General features: G+C 40.5%; 18 protein-coding genes, 1 other RNA gene and 1 pseudogene. 11 read left to right on the top strand and 9 right to left on the bottom strand.

Going from position 1 to position 17,151, the window contains the following annotated elements; all coding sequences use genetic code 11:
- Positions 1-22 precede the first annotated feature (22 nt).
- Positions 23-913: a YbgF trimerization domain-containing protein gene (locus B9T29_RS01920; RefSeq protein WP_086174303.1), complete on the bottom strand. Its 891-nt coding sequence runs from the start codon at positions 911-913 to the stop codon at positions 23-25.
- 305 nt (positions 914-1,218) lie between these two features.
- Here B9T29_RS01920 and ffs point away from each other — a divergent pair.
- Positions 1,219-1,315, top strand: an RNA gene (ffs, locus tag B9T29_RS01915) — signal recognition particle sRNA small type.
- A gap of 434 nt (positions 1,316-1,749) precedes the next feature.
- Here ffs and B9T29_RS01910 read toward each other — a convergent pair.
- From B9T29_RS01910 to B9T29_RS01895, 4 genes are all read right to left on the bottom strand, one after another.
- Complete coding sequence (locus B9T29_RS01910; RefSeq protein WP_086174302.1) at positions 1,750-2,343, bottom strand: regulatory protein RecX; 594 nt, start codon at positions 2,341-2,343, stop codon at positions 1,750-1,752.
- Positions 2,344-2,429: 86 nt separating this feature from the next.
- Positions 2,430-3,473, bottom strand: a complete 1,044-nt coding sequence (gene recA / locus B9T29_RS01905) for a recombinase RecA (RefSeq protein WP_086174301.1) — start codon at positions 3,471-3,473, stop codon at positions 2,430-2,432.
- Positions 3,474-3,617: 144 nt separating this feature from the next.
- The gene (locus B9T29_RS01900) at positions 3,618-4,058 is read right to left on the bottom strand and encodes an RNA-binding S4 domain-containing protein (protein ID WP_086174300.1); all 441 of its coding nucleotides are present in this window, start codon (positions 4,056-4,058) and stop codon (positions 3,618-3,620) included.
- The gene (locus tag B9T29_RS01895) at positions 4,051-4,737 is read right to left on the bottom strand and encodes an HAD-IA family hydrolase (protein WP_086174299.1); all 687 of its coding nucleotides are present in this window, start codon (positions 4,735-4,737) and stop codon (positions 4,051-4,053) included. The genes B9T29_RS01900 and B9T29_RS01895 overlap by 8 nt, the downstream gene beginning before the upstream one ends.
- Before the next feature lie 13 nt (positions 4,738-4,750).
- Between B9T29_RS01895 and B9T29_RS01890 the strand changes: the two genes are divergently transcribed.
- Together B9T29_RS01890 and B9T29_RS01885 are read left to right on the top strand one after the other, a co-directional pair.
- Positions 4,751-5,605, top strand: a complete 855-nt coding sequence (locus tag B9T29_RS01890; protein WP_086174298.1) for a 3'(2'),5'-bisphosphate nucleotidase CysQ family protein — start codon at positions 4,751-4,753, stop codon at positions 5,603-5,605.
- A gap of 58 nt (positions 5,606-5,663) precedes the next feature.
- The gene (locus B9T29_RS01885; protein WP_086174297.1) at positions 5,664-6,407 is read left to right on the top strand and encodes a histidine phosphatase family protein; all 744 of its coding nucleotides are present in this window, start codon (positions 5,664-5,666) and stop codon (positions 6,405-6,407) included.
- Between the two features lie 141 nt (positions 6,408-6,548).
- Here the strand turns inward: B9T29_RS01885 and rpsT are convergent, their stop codons facing one another.
- Complete coding sequence (gene rpsT / locus B9T29_RS01880) at positions 6,549-6,815, bottom strand: 30S ribosomal protein S20 (protein ID WP_067724582.1); 267 nt, start codon at positions 6,813-6,815, stop codon at positions 6,549-6,551.
- Positions 6,816-7,030: 215 nt separating this feature from the next.
- Here rpsT and B9T29_RS01875 point away from each other — a divergent pair, with 215 nt between their 5' ends.
- From B9T29_RS01875 to B9T29_RS01860, 4 genes and pseudogenes are all read left to right on the top strand, one after another.
- Positions 7,031-7,696 (top strand): nucleoside-diphosphate sugar epimerase, encoded by a 666-nt coding sequence (locus B9T29_RS01875; protein WP_086174296.1) that lies wholly within the window; start codon positions 7,031-7,033, stop codon positions 7,694-7,696.
- Between the two features lie 12 nt (positions 7,697-7,708).
- Entirely contained in the window at positions 7,709-8,221 is a 513-nt protein-coding gene (rraA, locus tag B9T29_RS01870) for a ribonuclease E activity regulator RraA (RefSeq protein ID WP_086174295.1), read from the top strand.
- A 24-nt stretch (positions 8,222-8,245) separates the two neighbouring features.
- Positions 8,246-9,025 carry a glutathione S-transferase N-terminal domain-containing protein gene (locus tag B9T29_RS01865; protein WP_086174294.1) on the top strand — a complete coding sequence of 260 codons (780 nt, stop codon included), beginning with the start codon at positions 8,246-8,248 and terminating at the stop codon, positions 9,023-9,025.
- Positions 9,026-9,231: 206 nt separating this feature from the next.
- Positions 9,232-9,564 (top strand): annotated as a pseudogene (locus B9T29_RS01860) (transposase family protein); the annotation flags it as partial.
- A gap of 641 nt (positions 9,565-10,205) precedes the next feature.
- On the opposite strand, the gene B9T29_RS01850 reads toward B9T29_RS01860, so the two are convergent.
- From B9T29_RS01850 to B9T29_RS01840, 3 genes are all read right to left on the bottom strand, one after another.
- Entirely contained in the window at positions 10,206-11,375 is a 1,170-nt protein-coding gene (locus B9T29_RS01850; RefSeq protein ID WP_086174292.1) for a cupin domain-containing protein, read from the bottom strand.
- 249 nt (positions 11,376-11,624) lie between these two features.
- Positions 11,625-12,218: a Maf family protein gene (locus B9T29_RS01845; protein WP_086174291.1), complete on the bottom strand. Its 594-nt coding sequence runs from the start codon at positions 12,216-12,218 to the stop codon at positions 11,625-11,627.
- Positions 12,218-12,601 carry a DUF2237 family protein gene (locus tag B9T29_RS01840; RefSeq protein ID WP_086174290.1) on the bottom strand — a complete coding sequence of 128 codons (384 nt, stop codon included), beginning with the start codon at positions 12,599-12,601 and terminating at the stop codon, positions 12,218-12,220. The genes B9T29_RS01845 and B9T29_RS01840 overlap by 1 nt, the downstream gene beginning before the upstream one ends.
- Positions 12,602-12,742: 141 nt before the next feature.
- Between B9T29_RS01840 and B9T29_RS01835 the strand changes: the two genes are divergently transcribed.
- From B9T29_RS01835 to B9T29_RS01820, 4 genes are all read left to right on the top strand, one after another.
- Positions 12,743-13,930 carry a phosphoglycerate kinase gene (locus B9T29_RS01835; protein ID WP_086174289.1) on the top strand — a complete coding sequence of 396 codons (1,188 nt, stop codon included), beginning with the start codon at positions 12,743-12,745 and terminating at the stop codon, positions 13,928-13,930.
- Positions 13,931-14,068: 138 nt separating this feature from the next.
- The gene (locus B9T29_RS01830) at positions 14,069-14,341 is read left to right on the top strand and encodes a hypothetical protein (RefSeq protein ID WP_086174288.1); all 273 of its coding nucleotides are present in this window, start codon (positions 14,069-14,071) and stop codon (positions 14,339-14,341) included.
- Between the two features lie 122 nt (positions 14,342-14,463).
- On the top strand, positions 14,464-15,501 hold the full coding sequence (gene fba / locus B9T29_RS01825; RefSeq protein ID WP_086174287.1) for a class II fructose-bisphosphate aldolase: 1,038 nt from the start codon (positions 14,464-14,466) through the stop codon (positions 15,499-15,501).
- Between the two features lie 95 nt (positions 15,502-15,596).
- Positions 15,597-16,463 carry a DMT family transporter gene (locus B9T29_RS01820; protein WP_086174286.1) on the top strand — a complete coding sequence of 289 codons (867 nt, stop codon included), beginning with the start codon at positions 15,597-15,599 and terminating at the stop codon, positions 16,461-16,463.
- The last annotated feature ends 688 nt before the right edge of the window (positions 16,464-17,151 follow it).

Genomic DNA, 17,151 nt, shown 5'->3' with positions numbered 1-17,151 from the left:
TTTGGGTGTCTTTTTTTTGTTTTTATTTCTTTAAATATCCCACTTCTTCAGATTTAGGATAATTTTTTTGCAGTTTGGTTTTAAGCTGCATGGCAAGGGTAGTGTTGTGATCGACATCTTTGGCTATATTGTAGAGTTGATATAGAGAGCGTGAGGCCTTTGCAGAATTGGGGTATTTATTGACCACAATATTATAGTTCTTTTTAGCTTCGCTATAATTGGTGGGTTCAATCGCCAGATTAAATTCAGCGAGCCAAAAATAGGCATTACTAATGTAGACACTATTGGGATTATTCTTAATAAAGTTTTGCATGGGCGCAATAGCTTTTTTTGCACCGCCTTGTTTATAAGCATCTAAAGCGACAGTATAGGCTGCTTTATCCAGTTCAGCTGAAGACTGAGCGTTAATGGTCGTTGCTTGCGAATTGGCGGCTGTTGCCTTAGTAGTTGGTGATTGCGTATTTGTAGTTTTGGCTGCTGGTCGTGCGTTGGGTGCTACTGGGGTTGAGCTGGTTGTGTTGGTGCTGGGTGAAGTATCCTGTTGGTTATCCTCCTCTGGAGTTGCACTTTCCGGGTCAACCTTTTGTTGCAATAACTCAAGACGCTGGTCCAAGTCAGTATAGCGATTGGTTAGTTCGTGTTTAAGCTGTTCAATTTCGTTGTCCTGTTCTTCAATTTTCCCACGCAAGATACGAATGTCATTTTCTAATTGCTGGTTTTTTTGCATGATTTGCCAATTCAGATTGGTTGGTACATTGGCAACAGCTGCACCTGAATTAATGGCGACATTGTTAGCACTAGATTCAATACTGCTATTTTGACTTAAATCACGTGATTCAATCGGGACATTGGCATAAAGTGAAGCGGAACCCAATAAGGTGAGTACACATAAAGCATGCTGTTTGAGCATCATAAAAACATCCATTTTGTATTTTTCGGTACTTTCTAAACCCAAGATAAACCCAAGATTTTAGAGTGTGACCATTTAAAAGACATGACGACATTAAAAACGTCCAGCCCATGAAATGCAATATGCATTTACAATCTTGTCGTAGTTTTAAAGTAATTGATTGTGCTGGTAAAAAGCAGGTAAAAATGCCGTTTACACTGCATATTGTTTTTTAAATAATCAAATGAAATTGCTGTGGCTAGAAAAGTGATTTGAACGCTTGCAAGTTAAATAAAAATCTCTATACTCTGTTCTTGCAATGGTAGCCCTGCCGGTTACTTCGCAATTGTACTCCACGAACCCCGCCAGGACCGGAAGGTAGCAACGGTAGTGGAAATATGATGTGCCGAAGGCTTGCTGGTAGGGTTGCCACCAGTTTTTAAAAATAATAAACATCACACTTCCTCTTATTTCCTCAATATCTCGTTATTTTAAAATTACTCGCAGCATTTTTTATATTCTAGTTCTATTGATCAGTATGACCATACTTATTCCGTTCATGCTATTTATGTCATTTGCTGGTCAAATATTTGTCGTCATTTTTTTAATCCTTTAAAGTCTGTGTATCTTTGCTTATATCATTCGATTGTGGCGTTATCAGGTGATATTGACGCAGCAATGCTTATTGATTCAGGGATTATTTCAAACCGGAATTGAATATTCAGACATTGATAGTTTTTATTAGCGCATGGTGAACGGTTTCAGTCATTTGCACATTATGACGAAATCGAGTCAGCACAAATATATAAAGCTTTAAAATGAATAGTGATACTTTCTAAATCTGTTTACATCTAAAAATTCTAATTATCTTCACGACGACTAATGGCTTTGAAGATCGCATCAAGGTCAAATCCTCGATACTGTAAAAAACGAATTTGCTTAGCCTTCAGTTTAGGATCTCGTTCTACAGTTTTGCCGAATTTTTTCACTTTCAGTTGATAAGCCTGCTCATTCCAGTCGGTTTCTTTAAGTTCATCTATAATCAACGCTGTATCAATCTTTTTGCTTTTTAGCTTCATTTTAATTTGATTTGGACCTTTGCCTTTACGTTTTTGGCTAGACAGCAGCATTTCGGCTACACGCTGGTCACTTTGATAGTTTTCGGTTGCCAGTTCATCTACCAGTTTTATCACTTCATCACGATTCATCGCATATAACGCCAGCTTTTCGACCAGATCGGCCTTGGAATATTCTTTGCGTGTGAGTACGGCAAAAGCATATGAGCGTAAACGTGTGCCGGTTAAGCCTTGTACTTTAGGCTGCGGATCAGTTTCAAAATGTAGAGCATCTGGATTGGATGGATGTGAGCAGACAGAAGATTCAGCAGGGGATTCATCAAATTGTTGCTTGAGTGCTTCATAGTCAAGCATTTTGGGAAATTTTGGATTACTCATATTGTGTATCTATCACATCAAATAAAAACGCCCCGTAGGGCGTTTTACAGTTTAACTCGAAAAATTCGACTTTAATATCATGCTTATTAAGCATCTAGAAAGTCTGGCTCTTCTTCATCTTTTTCTTCAATTGGCTTGGTCACTGGGGTTAACAGCTTTTCGCGAATTAGGCGGTCAAGTTCCTGTGCAATTTGAGGGTTTTCCTCTAAATGGCGAATAACGTTGTTTTTACCCTGGCCAATTTTATTGCCTTGATATGAATACCAGGCACCAGCTTTTTGTACCAGTTCTTGAGCTACTGCAAGATCAACCAATTCGCCTAGTTGGTTCACACCTTTACCATACAAAATCTGGAATAACGCTTCTTTGAACGGAGGTGCCATTTTGTTCTTCACCACTTTCACCCGTGTTTCAGAACCGACAATTTCGTCACCTTCTTTCACTTGACCAATACGACGGATATCCAGACGTACAGAAGCGTAGAATTTAAGTGCGTTACCACCCGTTGTAGTTTCAGGGCTACCGAACATTACACCAATCTTCATACGAATCTGGTTAATGAAGATCACCATACAGTTCGAGCGTTTTGCATTACCGGTGATTTTACGTAGTGCCTGACTCATCAAACGTGCTTGTAAGCCCATGTGCGAGTCGCCCATTTCGCCTTCAATTTCTGCGCGAGGCGTTAGTGCAGCCACGGAATCGACAACGATCATGTCAATTGCACCAGAACGTACCAGCATGTCTGCAATTTCAAGTGCCTGTTCGCCATTGTCCGGCTGAGAGACCAACAGGTTGTCCAAGTCTACACCCAATTTTCGGGCATACTGAGGATCAAGCGCGTGTTCGGCATCAATGAAGGCACAAGTACCACCCGCTTTTTGACATTCTGCAATCGCTTGCAAGGTCATTGTAGTTTTACCTGAAGATTCAGGACCGTAAATTTCAATGATACGGCCTTTAGGTAGACCACCAATACCGAGCGCGATGTCCAGGGTTAAAGAACCTGTAGATACCGCTTCAACTGCCAGTACAGTGTTATCGCCAAGACGCATCACTGTGTTTTTACCAAATTGTTTTTCAATTTGGCTTAGGGCGGCATTCAGCGCCTTGCTTTTATTATCATCCATCTCACAACCTCAAAACGATGTCACAAAAATATTAACTTAAGTGGATGAGTTACTTTAAAACGTGTTCCACCCAAGTATAGTGACAGATTCATTCTTTATGTTCTATATCAATTCGGTCGAGTACGACAGAATATGACGCTTAAATTAATCATGACTATAAGACCAGTCTTGGTCAAATTGCTGATCATTATCTTGTTTAAATTTACTGATTTGCCGTCGATCTTTTTTACTCGGTCGATGTTCGGGTCGGGCTAGATTATGCAACTTTCTTTGGGTTGCAAGCAACTCTCGTTTTGCAATACTGACTTCTGTTTCTTCATACAGGAGTTGGGCTATCGGGGCAGCTCCGCGATTTCCTGACAAGGCCTTTATCACAATGGTTTTCCGCTCAAAACCTTGTTGAATGGTCAGTTCCATTCCGATACGTACTTCTTTGGAAACCTTGACCCGTTCACCGTTATGATGGACTTTACCGCCTTCAATTGCAGCTTTGCAGATGGAGCGCGTTTTAAAAAAACGTGCTGCCCATAACCATTTATCGATACGCATACTTTCAACATGCTGCTGTTGAGAAGAATTAGGCATATATTTTCAAATCCTCAGCTTGTTTTAACATGGCTATCAAGTCAGTTAAGTCTTGTAAAATCGGATAAGGACTTTCTGTCCTGACCTCTCCTTTAGATGAGGGCTGGGCAAGGGTAATTAAATTGCGAATGCCAAATTTTTCTGCCCCTTTCAGTACTTTTTCCGTATCATCAATAAAATAGGCCTGATCGATTGAAAAGGGATGCAGTGCATGCAGTTTTTGCCAGAATTCGATATTTTCTTTGGCATAACCGATAAGTTCACTGCTGATAATGACATCGAAATAATGCGCGATTTGGGTCTGTTCGAGTTTGAATTTTAAACCTTCACAATCGGCATTGGTTGCAATCCAGCAGGAATAGCCTTGAGTTTTAAGATATTGCAGTAATTCTACACAACCTGCACGTAAAGCGACTTTATGTTTAAACTCATGTTGTAGCGCAAGGGTGTCTACACCTACCTTGGCACTCCAGAAACGGGTGGAATACCAGTTTAAGGTATGATTGTGTTGCTGATAAAATTGAAATAGCGCTTGGGTACTTTGTTCGAGTGTGCAGTTATGCTGGGCAGCATAACGAATGGGAAGTTGATGATTCCAGATGAAATCATCATAAGCAAGATCAAGAAGTGTGCCATCCATATCAAAAATGATGGTGGGTTTTTCTGAATAATTCGGCATATGAAGGTAATCTATGTTTAGAGCAACGACAGCACCGCAAGATGCTTTGATTTTACAGTTGGTTCCCATTGTGACACAGGCATGTGAAATTTTGCGAGCAGAATATCAGGCCTATTGTGCGGGTAAAGTCTTCGATGTAGAACATAAGCAGGACAATTCTCCAGTGACTCAGGCAGATTATCGGGTCAATGAATTTATCACCAAAGCATTAAAGCAGACTTTTCCGCTGATCCCTTTATTGTCGGAAGAAGGTGACAATAGCCAACGCAAGCAATGGCAAAATTTCTGGTTGCTTGACCCCCTGGATGGCACCAAAGAATTTCTGCATAAACGCCCTGAATTTACAATCAATTTAAGTCTGGTAGAAGGTGCACATACTACCTTTGCGCTATTGGCCATACCGGCTGAACAAACCATATATTTTTGTCCCAAACAAGGCTTGCCTTTAAAATTTGAAATTCAGACCCGCCAGTGGTTGCAATATCTAGATGATGAGCAGTCTAAAACTGTTCAGGTGGGTTTAAGTCAAAGCAGTCAGAACAAGCCCAAATATGCTGAATATCTGGATATTTTAAAACAGCAGGTTGAGGTGGTAGAGTTTAAGGCGGGTAGTGCTTATAAGTTTTGCATGATGTTGGAGGGGAAAGTGGATATTTACCCACGTTTCCATCCAACCAGTGAGTGGGATACCAGTGCAGGACAATGCTTGATTGAGCGCATCGGTGGTGGGTTGGTCGATTTTAAGGGCAGGCCTTTTCTATATAATCAGCGCGATAGTCTGCTCAATGACAGCTTTATTGCTTTTCGTAATATCGAGATGAAGAATTTAGCATTCCATACTCTAGGACTTATGGCGAACATCGATTGAGCGGATGCTTTAACATGCTATAGTGTATTCAACCAGATTCAAATTTTTTGGCTGCATCATGGCGTTAGAACTGCTCCCTACAAGTATGCTGAAGGCGATTGATTTATTGCCTGATGCCAAAACCCCTGTGACTTTATTTACCCGTCATTCTATTCGTGAGGTGGTTACAGGACAGGGCTTGGCTGGCTATGATTTACAGTTAACAGAACAGGGACGGGAGTTGGCCCAGACGTGGGGAAGCTATTTAATTAATAATACTGATCGTAGCATCCAACACTGCATTTCCAGTCCTATACAGCGCTGTGTCGATACGGCCGCTTTAATGATCCAGGGTGCTGATGCAAGTATACTGGCACAAAATACCCATCATATTGAAATTGTCGAGCAAGGCTTATTGGTCGAGCCGGGAAGTTTTGTGCTTGATATCAAACAGGCAGGTCCATATTTTCGAAAACAGGGTGCTCTGGGTTTTATTAACAGTTTTGTTAATAATTCTTTACCCGGAATGAAACATCCTATTTCTGGTGTGGTTGATGTACTGGAACTGATTTATAACACCCATCCACAAGATCATTTTGGTTTAAGTCTGGCGGTCAGTCACGATACCATTTTGGCTGCCATTATTGCGGTTATTTCCGGCCGCAATACTATCAGTAAAGAAGACTGGCCAAAAATGATGGAAGGTTTATTTGTCTGGTTTGAAGGGGATGAGTTTCTGGAGTCTAAACTGAAATGGATCTGGCGTGGTGAAGTGAATGAGCTGTCGATTCGGGAGTTTCATAACTTGGAAAAGATCAAATAAAGAATTATGGGCTTTAAAAAATTCAGTTTGTAGCAAGAATTTTTAATTATTTTATATTTTTAGAATTGATTGATCTTAAATCCATTCATTTTCATATAGGCACAAAAAAAGCCCGTAATGGGCTTTTTTCAATGCAACAACTTAGTTAGCTAAAGCTTTAACTTGTGCATTTAAACGGCTCTTATGACGAGCTGCTTTGTTTTTATGGATGATGCCTTTATCAGCCATACGGTCGATTACAGGTACAGTTGCTTTATAAGCTTCTGTAGCAACTGCATAGTCGCCAGCTGCGATAGCAGCTACTGTACGTTTGATATAAGTACGAACCATTGAACGTAAGCTAGCGTTGTGTTTACGTGCTTTAACGTTTTGACGAGCACGTTTTTTAGCTTGAGCAGAGTTTGCCACTCGTGCACTCCTTGAATTAGATTGGTCTGGGCGGGCTGAAATTGCAACTGAAAACCTTCATCAGAAGAATTATCACCAGCCCGTAAACAAGTGCCATATTGTGATTAAACTATGGCGTTAAGTCAAGTCTTGACTTGATTTGACAACATTTTAGATGCATAAAAAGTATAAAGAAACCGTTACATTAGAAATAACCTATAGAGATTGCTTAAAAAATGACTAAATCAATTAAAAGTGCAATTGTGATTGGAGCAACAGGTTTGGTGGGGCGTGAACTCCTGAAACAGCTCAGCCTAATTGAAAGCTGTGAAAAAATCACAGCAGTAGTGAGACATGAAGATCAGCAGCTTAAAAGCTTAAAAAAAGTACAACAATTTATTTTAGAGGATTTTCTTTTACTCAACGATGAAGATGTAAACGGATATAGCCATGCGTTTAGTTGCTTAGGCACCACCTTAAAGAAAGCAGGATCAAAAGAAAATTTTTATAATATCGATTATGAAATTAATGCACATTTTGCCGACTTATTTGAATCGACCCCGACACATTACTTATTGATCAGTGCCATGGGTGCCAATGCGCAATCCAAAATTTTTTACAATCGGGTAAAAGGCGAACTGGAAAGTCATATCCAGAGCTTAAACCTGCAAAGCGTTTCTATCCTAAGGCCTTCATTATTGTTGGGTGAGCGGTTAGAACAGCGAACTTTGGAAGATCTGAGCCAAAAGCTGTACCGGAAATTCTCGCATTTGGTTCCCAATACATTCAAATATAAGCCAGTGACAGCAGAGCAGGTGGCTCATACTATGGTCGAGGCAGCGCAAACTCAAACTGAAAAGTTTGAAATTTATGATAATTTACGCATACAAAATTCCAAATGAGGGAACTATAAAGTGTCTAATCCAGCATTCGTAACCTGTGACTTACTTGATGACCATCCAGAAAAACAGATTCAGGTCGTGACACCATCTATGGATGGTAAATTTTTTAAAAGCTATGGTGCACGCAAAAGTTTTGGCGGTCAGGCGGTTACCGTAAAGTGTTTTGAAGATAATTCACGTGTCAAAGAACTGCTCGCAACCGATGGTACCGGTAAAGTGCTTGTGGTGGATGGTGGAGCATCCATGCGCTGTGCCTTGATGGGCGATATGATTGCAGAATCAGCTGTTAAAAATCACTGGAATGGGGTAGTGATTTATGGTTGCGTGCGTGATGTTGATGCAATTGCCGAACTGGATTTGGGTGTGCATGCATTGGCTGCAATTCCACAAAAAAGTAATCGCAAAGGCATAGGCGAGGTTGATGTAACTTTGTATTTTGGTGGTGTAAACATCAATTCCGGCGATTATATCTATGCTGATAACAACGGCATTGTGATTGCCAATGAAAAATTAGTCGATTTATAACCACAATAATACAAGGATAAAAATATGGTGAATCATCAAATTAAAGTGATCCAGGCCCTGGCTTCGTCCTTGACGGCCGGAGGACGAGGCGTCAGTGGTACAGCCTTTCCAAAGCAGCCTGAAAAATCACTCAAACTTTATGAATTTGAAGGTTCGCCATTTTGCCGCCGTGTACGCGAAGTACTGACCTTGTTGAATTTGGATTATGAAGTCTATCCTTGTCCTAAAGGCGGACAAAAGTATCGAAAAATAGTCAAGGAAAAAGGCGGAAAGAGACGATTTCCATTTTTTATTGATGAAAATACCGGTACTGAAATATACGAGTCGCAAGTCATTATTGATTATTTATTCAAGCATTATGGTAAAACAGGAACAACGCCAAAAAAATTTGCACATTATCCTAAAGTACCTGTTGTAGCTTTAGCCGGTACCATCGTGAATGGTGCACGTGGCGTCTGGATTAATCCTAAAATCAAAGACCGTGCAGCCCCTGCACAGCTTTTGGAGTTATGGGGGTTTGAAGCCAGTCCTTTTACCCGTATTGTGCGTGGCGTATTAAGCGAACTGGAATTGCCCTATGTTTACCATAACGTGGCCAAAGAGCGCTGGCAGGATATGGGACCAGCAGTGTTACGTTTTAAGCCTGGAAAATATGAAGCTCTTCCCGGAGGCAAGCGTGAAAAAATCGTGGCAGTGATGGGGCGTGATATTCAGGTGCCGTATCTGATTGATGCCAATACCGGAGTAAAAATGTTCGAGTCAGCCGATATTGTCAAATACTTAAACCAGCAATATGGTCAGTAACCCCATATGAACCAAGAAACCGCTCAAGCAGCGGTTTTTTTGTATATGGGATGAAATCAAGCTGAAAGCAAAGCATCCCATAGACTGCATGATATTCAGAATATTGAATTGATCAATGCTGGATCAATTATAGATTGAACTCTAGAGGGTTTTTTATGGTGTTTATTATAAAACTCAGCAAATTCTGAGTTTTATGCACTGATCGCGGTACGGTGCATGATTTCGAGCTATTCAAACGCAATTTAAAGCAGATTCCTTCAGGAGCTTTTATCCTTGCAGATAAAGGCTACCAGGGAATTTATGCTGTGTATCCTAATAGCCTATTGCCATTAAAAGCCAAAAGAGGCTGTAAACTGGATGCTGAACTCAAAATCTATAATCAGGAAATCAACAAAAGAAGAATCGGGATCGAGCATGTATTTGGTCGCCTGAAGACCTTTAAAATCCTTGCTGAACGTTACCGAAATAGAGGTAAAAGACTGGGTTTGAGGTTCAGTTTAATCGCTGGAATCTATAATTTGGAGTTGAGTCAAAAATAATTTATGAAAGAGGTCTATTCATTTAAAGCCCAAATCGGAAAATCACTTTTTAATGATCAGCCCGTTTTAATCATCAATCATAATTTAGCCAATAACCCACTGTGGGTCAGGCATTATCATAATGAAATGGTACAGATCAGTTCACATATTTACTTGGCAACGTCTCATTATAAAATAGGCAATAAATTAAAATTTGTAAGTTATTTTGCTTTTAATAGATCTCTTTCATAAATCAAAAAATGTTTAATATTTGATTTTTTAAATCAGCACGGCCTCATTTGATTGATTTGTTTTTTTACCTTTTCGTAGGCAATCTCTCTATTTTTGAAAGGTCAAAATGAGGATCTCAAAATATATTTTGAGTCCGCAAGAAAAACCTTTTATTTCCCATACACGACATCCTGAGCCAGTTTTAAGCACTGCTTTAAAATGCAGCGCAAGGGATGGGAAACATGTGGCATCCATGCCACACTCATGAATCTAATATCGACTAAAATCTATTTTCAATTTTGGTTTTAAGAACAATTTTTAGTTTCTAAAATGATTTATGAAAGAAGTCTAATCTGTCTAAAAAATAAATGTGAAAATTCTAAAAATATAAAAAATGGGGAAATCCTTATTTCCCCATTTCGTGGCTTTATTTATTCTTCATCTGCCGCAGGCAATAACATCAGAATGGATTCATTTAACAAATTGACAATATCTTCGAAAATATCTGGATCATAAAGATTTTCATCCAGTAATACTGAACCGCCATCAGCCAACTGTTTTAAAATTGGGGCAAAAGCTTCAGAAATACAAATGCCTTCACCATTTGCCCAAAACAGCAACTCGTTTTCATCTTCAGTATAAAGCAGACGTGATGCCGGCTCGAGCATAAGTGAATAACCTTGCTCCAAAGCTTCTTCCAAATCACCGCTACCAATCGCTTCTGCCTCTGGAATATTTTCCGGATATTTGGGCTCTGATATCAGGCTCATCAAGGCATCTTCAAGCACAGTCGGATTTTGCAATTGTGCCAAAAGTTCGGTTTTTAAATACTCCAGTTCATTCTGGGTGATTTGACCAATCGAGCTGATTTTGTTACGTAAAATATCTTTCAACGGATTTTTAAGCAGCTGATCGTCTGCGAATTTGTCACTGACGCGATCCATCATTTCCGCCACATTCGGCATGCGGAAACCGAAAGAGAAGGTGAGACAGTCATCTTCAGCTACGCCGTAGTGGGACAATCCTGGTGGTACGTACAGTAAATCACCCGGAGCAAGTACCTCATCAAAATGAACCTCCATTTCAGGGAGTAATTTTAACGGTTGTCCTGCAACGAAGTCAGCATCTGCGTCGCACATTTGTCCCAATTGCCAGCGGCGATGACCATAACCTTGTACCAAAAACACGTCATAAAAGTCGAAGTGCTTACCTACAGAGCCACCTTTAGGTGCATAAGACACCATGATGTCATCGCGACGCCATTGGGGAATAAAAGGAAACTTCTTCCATAGTTCTGCCAGATCAAATGAATAATGATCCACAGCCTGTACCAGTAATGTCCAAAGCTTAGGCATCTTCTGGAAATCAGCTTTGATTAAAGGTGAAGATTTGACAGACCATTGATTTGGATCTTTGTCCTTTTGCTTGATTAAACGCGCACTGACATTTTCGTCTAGTGCCAGTTCCATCACGTCGTCAGGTTCTAAAAGATTTACAATTTCAGGGAGCGCATTACGTACTAGTAATGGTTTTTTTTGCCAGTATTCAGCAAGGAATTGTTCTGAGGTAATTCCACCTAATACGTCTAAAGTTTGTGACATTGCTAAGACTGCTTGGAAAATTTGGGTGTATTTTCGCGTGAGTCAGTCTGAGGTGCAAGCTGAAGTTGATTTTCTGATCTTATTATCTTAGGTGTTTATCATTTAAGTCACATTATCTTTTATTTAACCCATATAGATTTTAAATTGAATTTATTGGTCTGATACTTGTCTATATTGTAAAGAAGGGGCATTCAGCGAGTAATGCTATTGCAAATGTGGGGAATATTGAATTCCCCAAATAGAATGATTTTAAGGCACCAGCACATTCAACTGACGCAGAATATGACACAGCTGAATCATCGGCATACCCATCAAGGTGGTTTGATCTTGTCCCATCATTTGTTCAAACAAGCTAATTCCCAGACTTTCACACTTGAAACTGCCCGCACACATTAAAGGCTGATCGACTTCAATATAACGCTCGATTTCAGCCAGGCCCAGTTTACGGAATTTAACTTTATAATGTTCTACCAAGGTTTTTTCAAAACCGGTTGACTGCTGCTGTACGCTTAATGCAGTACTGAAATAAACGATTTTATCCGAATTGGCCTGCAACTGTTTTACCGCTTTTTCTACGGTTAACGGTTTGCCAATAAAAATATCCGGAGCACCTTCACGCCAAGCCACCTGATCTGAACCAATCACAATAGCATCGGGATATTGTTCTGCAATCCTTTTAGCTTTTTCAAAAGCCAGTCGCTGTGCCAAATGGTCAGCATGATCTTCACCACGAGGCGATTCATCAATATCCGGTACCATGCTCTGATAGTCGATACGCAGACGATTCATCAGGTCTTTACGGGTTTGACTGCTTGAAGCCAAAATAATTTGGGGAGTACTCATTACACTGCATATTCCATAAGTACATCAAGCGGGACGTAAGAGAGCACAGCTTGATGGCAAGCTTGTATTTTAATAGGCGGAGCGATACCAGCCTGATACGCTTCAACCCAACGGGTCACACAAATACACCAGAAATCACCTGGTTCCAAACCGGGAAAATCAACCTCTGGTAAAGGTGTGATCAGGTCATTCCCTATTTTTTGCGAAAAATTAAGAAACTCAGCGGTCATTTGTGCACACATCGTATGCTGACCTAGATCGGTAGTCGCCGTATGACAAAAGCCGTTACGAAAATAACCGGTAATTGGAGAATAGCAACAGCTTGCCAGGGGTTCGCCTAAAACATTTAAACGATTGATATTTGGATCTGGGTGTATAGACATAAGCTCTAAATCATTATGTGGCTTTTGACTATGATAATCAAAACTTTGTCTTTCGACAGCTTTTATGCAAAAGAAGCTAACCTTTTTCTACATAATCATTTAAAATCGGGGCGTTTTTTATATCTATAAAGTGAGCTATACATGAACTTTCAGCGTATGACTGACCTGGATTTGGCAGGTAAGCGTGTACTAATTCGTGAAGATTTAAACGTTCCTGTTAAAAACGGTGTAATTACCAGTGATGCACGTTTACGCGCAGCATTACCTACCATTAAAGCGGCCTTGGAAAAAGGTGCTGCAGTCATGGTTTATTCACACCTTGGTCGTCCGGTTGAAGGTGAGCCAAAACCTGAACAGTCTTTAGCACCAGTTGCAGCTTATTTGACTGAAGCTTTGGGTCAGGAAGTAAAACTTTTCACTGACTATCTGGATGGTGTTGAAGTTACAGCAGGTCAAGTGGTACTTCTTGAAAACTGCCGTTTCAATGCTGGTGAAAAGAAAAACAATCCTGAACTTGCACAAAAATATGCTGCGCTTTGCGATGTATTCGTGATGGATGCATTCGGTACTGCACACCGTGCAGAAGCGTCAACTGAAGGCGTAGCGCGTTTCGCAAAAGTGGCAGCAGCTGGTCCTTTACTTGCAGCAGAACTGGATGCTTTAGGCCGTGCACTTAAAACACCTGAAAAACCAATGGTTGCCATTGTTGCAGGTTCTAAAGTGTCAACTAAACTTGACGTACTCACTTCACTTTCAGATATTTGCGATCAAATCATCGTCGGTGGTGGTATTGCTAATACCTTCCTGGCTGCGGCAGGTTTCAATGTAGGTAAATCATTATGCGAAAATGATTTGATTGATACTGCAAAAGCGATTGCGGCAAAAGTTTCTGTACCGCTTCCAACTGATGTTGTGGTTGCGGATGCAGCTGAAATCAACTTTGATGATTTCTTGGGTTCATTAGCTGCTGCTAAAGCAGTTGTGAAAAAAGTTGAAGATGTTGCTGACAACGACATGATCCTTGATGTTGGTCCAGAAACTGCCAAAGCATTTGCTGAAATTATCAAAACTTCAAAAACTATTCTTTGGAATGGTCCGGTAGGCGTGTTTGAAGTGGATCAGTTCGGTGAAGGTACGAAAGCACTCTCTTTAGCAATTGCAGAATCTAATGGTTTCTCTATTGCTGGTGGTGGCGATACTTTAGCGGCAATCGACAAATACGAAGTTGCAGACAAGATTGGTTATATCTCTACTGGTGGTGGTGCATTCCTTGAATTTGTTGAAGGCAAAACGCTTCCAGCGGTTGCTGTGCTTTTAGAACGTGCTTAATTAAGCCGTCTAGCTGCAATCAAAAGGTTGACTTTGGTCAGCCTTTTTTCATTCTGGGTAGTCATTTTTTAGTCATAAAAATGCAATATATCTGCAATAAAATCCTCGTCATTAAATCTCCTGTGGTAGGAAAACGTGATGAACTTAAAATTAACACTTGCAGCACTTGTGGTTTTACCTTTGGCTTTGACAGCCTGTGCCAAGAAAGATGAAGCCCCTAAAACGGAAACTGCCGCTTCTGCAGCAGTAGAGGAACAGACGACTCCAGAACAGCAAAAAGCGATTGATGCACTGGATAAGCCTGTCTTGGATGAAAAAAATACTGATGTACCTGCTGAAGTGGCAAATGCACCAGCAGATGAAGCGACTGCCGCTACTGATGATGCTGCCTCTACAGCAACTGCTCAATAAGTTTGTGGTTTTTTATTTAAAAGTCCCTGCATAAGCAGGGATTTTTTTTGAAATAGTGTGTTTTGTTGCTGAATTGAAATGATTCAGCATGTAGAATATGGCGCATCACCTGGGAGGATATTATGGCTCTAATCTCGATGCGCCAGCTCTTGGATCACGCTGCAGAACACAACTACGGCGTACCAGCGTTCAACGTAAACAACTTAGAACAAATGCGTGCAATTATGTTGGCCGCAGACGAAACCAATTCACCTGTAATCGTTCAGGCATCAGCCGGTGCTCGTAAATATGCAGGGGCTCCATTCTTACGTCATTTAATTTTGGCAGCAATTGAAGAGTGGCCACATATTCCAGTGGTTATGCATCAAGATCATGGTACTGACCCTGATGTATGCCAACGCTCAATCCAGTTGGGCTTTTCATCAGTCATGATGGATGGTTCATTGGGTGCAGACGGTAAAACACCGACAAGTTATGAATACAATGTAGATGTAACACGTCGTACAGTTCAAATGGCGCACGCTTGTGGTGTTTCAGTTGAAGGTGAAATTGGTTGCTTAGGTAGCCTTGAAACCGGTATGGCTGGTGAAGAAGATGGTGTAGGCGCAGAAGGCGTTCTTGACCATTCTCAACTACTTACTTCAGTTGAAGAAGCACGTAGTTTTGTTGCCGATACCAATGTAGATGCATTGGCGATTGCTGTAGGTACTTCACATGGTGCGTACAAATTCACTCGTCCACCTACAGGTGATATCCTGGCGATTGACCGTATTAAAGAAATTCATGCTGCGTTACCAAATACCCATCTTGTAATGCACGGTTCAAGCTCTGTGCCACAAGAATGGTTGGCTGTAATCAATGAATTCGGCGGCGACATCAAAGAAACTTATGGTGTACCTGTTGAGCAACTGGTTGAAGCGATCAAACACGGTGTACGTAAAATCAATATCGACACTGACTTGCGTTTGGCTTCAACTGGTGCAATGCGCCGTATGATGGCTGAAAAACCAAGCGAATTCGATCCGCGTAAATTCTTTGCAGAAACTATTGTTGCAATGAAACAAATTTGTGTAGATCGTTATACTGCGTTTGGTACTGCAGGTCATGCAGACAAGATTCGTCCAATTTCTTTAGAGAAAATGGTGAATCGTTATAAATAATCTTCAAGATTATCTATAATCAAAAGCCCACAGTGATTGTGGGCTTTTTTGTATCTAATTCTTCATCCATTATAAATAAGGAAAATAGACAAAAGATGGAACTTATACTGGCTGCAGCGTGCTGTAGTGTCGTCATCTCTATTCTTTTAAAACTATGCAAAGCCAAAGGTTTTGATGCCTTGCAGATGATTGTCTGGAATTATGCTTCTGCGAGTCTGTTGTGTTATCTGTGGTTTAAGCCGGATTTACAGCATATTTCAGTTGTAGATACGCCGTGGTGGCTGATTGTAGCGCTGGGTGTGTTACTGCCGAGCATTTTCTTGTGTCTAGCGAAATCCTTGCAATATGCCGGTATTGTAAAAACTGAAATCGCCCAGCGTTTATCTGTAGTCTTGTCGCTGTTAGCAGCATTTTTTATTTTTCAGGAACAGTTTAATACTCTGAAAATAATCGGTATCGGATTAGGGATTTCCGCCGTACTCAGTATTTTATTTTCACATCATCAGGCACAGTCAGGTCAATCCGTTGCTACCAGACAAGGTATGTTTTATTTGGCATTGGTCTGGTGTGGATATGCCTTGATTGATGTGTTATTGAAATACACCACTGGTCTGGGTGTGCAGTTTGCCGTGGCACTGAATTTAATGTTTATCTGTGCCTTTATCTTGTCTTTGAGTTATATCCTCCTAACCACAAAAACAGCTGGCAGTAAAAAAAATATGCTGGCTGGAATGGGGCTGGGAATGTTGAACTTTGCCAATATTGCCCTTTATGTTCAGGCGCATATTTTATTGAAAGACACACCTGCAATTGTGTTTGCAGGCATGAATATTCTGGTGGTGCTATTGGGGGCTTTCAGTGGTGTAATGCTGTTTAAAGAAAAAGTAAAACCCGCAACTGCATTCGGGCTGGCTTTGGGTTTGGCGAGTGTCATTTGCTTAGCTTATGCCATGTCTGTTTAAGATAACCGGATAGAAACATAAGGGGATGTTGAAGAAAATCTCCTGGCTCCGCTATACCCATCAGCAAACCATTGTTATGGCAAGCAGGGCAGGCAGGATAGTGGTGATCTTTTTGTTGATAGAGGTGAATATAACATTGCCGGCAGTGATGGCATTCAAATTTCATTGGCATAGGTATAAATAAAAACATGCTGAACCTCTTAAAAATTTTAATCGTTATAGGTGGGGATGTAGCAAAAAGCAGACCATAAAATAGTCAGTGCAAAAAAATTAAATTAAAAATACAGTGCATCTAAATACGCTGTATTTGCAGATTGTTAAGGCTTATAAAATAAGGACATTGACTTAATTATGAGCGTTGAAACCGTTGTAAGGTATCTTGCAAATAGTAATGAGCCATAGCGATAGGATGCTTGAATAGATCTTGCATTTCAATTGTGCCTTGAAGTTGACCAGGCTGCTGACAATGAGGGCATGTGGGATATGAAGTCAAAATAGCATCTGGGCTGTATTTGTGCATGTAAACCGTTTTACAAGATTTGCATTCAAATTTTATCGGCATTTTAATAGCTGGAGGCATGATCGGGAATTACCGTTTATTATTTTTGGGCAAATATACCGCAATATTGTTGCAAAAATAAGTCCCGGAATGACATAAAAGGGGCATTTTAGCCCCTTTTATTGTAAT

This window comes from Acinetobacter sp. ANC 3903 (genome assembly GCF_002135315.1).
Classification (GTDB): domain Bacteria; phylum Pseudomonadota; class Gammaproteobacteria; order Pseudomonadales; family Moraxellaceae; genus Acinetobacter.
This window is presented reverse-complemented; position numbering and strand designations above follow the sequence as displayed.